Raw genomic sequence first — 2110 nt, forward strand, 5'->3', positions numbered from 1 at the left:
TTAGCCCAATGGTGGCGACCCGCTGCGCCCGGCTGCGCCGCGCTTGCGATCGCCACTAAACTCGCCGGGTGACGACGCCCGAGAATGCCTATCTGGCCGGTTTGCGGCTGGCCGGCAAGAAGGTCGTCGTCGTCGGCGGCGGCACCGTTGCCCAACGCCGCCTTCCGCTGCTCATTGCCAGCGGTGCCAACGTGCATGTCATCACCCGCAGCGCCACCCGGGCTGTCGAAGCCATGAGCGGAATCACCTTGGCGCTGCGCGATTATCGCGACGGCGACCTCGACGGAGCTTGGTACGCCATCGCGGCCACCGACGACCCGCCCGTGAACGCCGCCGTCGTCGCCGAGGCCGAGCGCCGGCACATCTTCTGCGTGCGCGCCGACATCGCCGTCGAGGGCACCGCGGTCACCCCGGCGACATTCGACTACGCCGGCCTGTCCGTGGGCGTGCTGGCGGGAGGCCAGCACCGCCGCTCCGCGGCGATCCGCTCGGCCATCCGCGAAGCCCTGCAACAGGGCCTCATCACTGCCGACACCGACGACGTCGTGCCGGGCGGAGTGGCGCTGGTCGGCGGCGGGCCAGGCGACCCGGAACTGATCACCGTGCGCGGTCGGCGCTTGCTGGCCCAAGCCGACGTGGTGGTCGCTGACCGGCTCGCACCACCGGAACTGCTTGCCGAGCTGCCCCCGCACGTCGAGGTGATCGACGCCGCCAAGATCCCGTACGGGCGGGCCATGGCCCAAGACGCCATCAACGCCGTCATGATCGAGCGGGCCAAGGCCGGCCAGTTTGTCGTGCGTCTCAAAGGCGGTGACCCGTTCGTCTTCGCCCGCGGCTACGAAGAACTTCTCGCGTGCACCGACGCCGGGATCCCTGTGACCGTCGTGCCGGGTGTGACAAGTGCCACAGCAGTGCCGGCGCTGGCCGGCGTTCCGGTCACCCATCGGGCCGTCTGCCACGAATTTGTCGTGGTCAGTGGCCATATTGAGCCGGGGCACCCCGAATCGTTAGTGAATTGGGACGCATTGGCCGCCATGACGGGCACCATTGTTTTGCTGATGGCGGTGGAGCGCATCGAGCAATTCAGCGAGGTTCTGTTAAAAGGCGGCCGACCAGCGGGTACGCCGGTGCTGGTGGTTCAGCACGGCACGACAGCCGCGCAGCGGACGTTGCGGGCCACGTTGGCCGACGCTCCAGAGAAGATTCGCGCCGAGGGAATTCGCCCTCCCGCGATCATCGTCATCGGTGCAGTGGCGGCATTCGGCGCTTAAGCGATTCTTAAGAATACTGTAGGGTAGCTCCTTATGACGGCTCTCAACGATGCAGAGCGGGCAGTCCGGCACGCCATGACAGAAGGCCCGAAACGGGCGGTGCCGATGCGCTCCGGACAGGAAGCTTTGGACCGTACGAGCAGGTATTCCCCGACGTGGTTGCCGTCGTGGCGGTTCGTCGCTGCGGTTATCGCGATCGGCGGCATGCAGTTGATGGCGACCATGGACGGCACCATCGCGATCGTCGCACTTCCCAAGATTCAGAACGAGCTGAGCCTGTCTGACGCCGGGCGAAGCTGGGTGATCACCGCCTATGTGCTGACCTTCGGCGGGCTGATGCTGCTGGGTGGCCGCCTCGGCGACACCATCGGCCGCAAGCGCACCTTCCTCGTCGGTGTCGCGTTGTTCACGATCGCCTCGGCGTTGTGCGGTATTGCCTGGGACGAGGCGACCTTGGTCATCGCCCGACTGCTGCAAGGCATCGGCGCGGCCATCGCCTCGCCGACGGCGCTGGCGCTGATCGCCACCACCTTCCCGAAGGGCCCGGCACGCAACGCGGCGACGGCGGTGTTCGGCGCGATGACCGGCGTCGGCTCGGTGATGGGCCTGGTGGTCGGTGGGGCGCTCACCGAGGTGTCGTGGCGGCTGGCGTTTTTGGTCAACGTGCCGATCGGGCTGGTCATGCTCTACCTGGCCCGCATCACGCTGCGGGAAACCTACAGGGAGCGGATGAAGCTCGACGCGATGGGAGCCGTGCTGGCCACGGTGGTGTGTACGGCAGCGGTGTTCGGCTTCTCGATGGGCCCCGAAAAGGGCTGGATTTCGACCATCACCATCGG

Annotated in this window: 2 protein-coding genes; both read left to right on the forward strand. The window is 67.2% G+C overall.

Annotated features, from left to right (window positions below; translation table 11 throughout):
* Positions 1-68: 68 nt before the first annotated feature.
* On the forward strand, positions 69-1271 hold the full coding sequence (gene cobA / locus VFA16_RS18565; protein ID WP_324969224.1) for a uroporphyrinogen-III C-methyltransferase: 1203 nt from the start codon (positions 69-71) through the stop codon (positions 1269-1271).
* A gap of 33 nt (positions 1272-1304) precedes the next feature.
* A partial coding sequence (locus VFA16_RS18570; RefSeq protein ID WP_324969225.1) for an MFS transporter occupies positions 1305-2110 on the forward strand: 806 nt, incomplete at its 3' end.

This window comes from Mycobacterium sp. (assembly GCF_035653355.1).
Taxonomy (GTDB): domain Bacteria; phylum Actinomycetota; class Actinomycetes; order Mycobacteriales; family Mycobacteriaceae; genus Mycobacterium.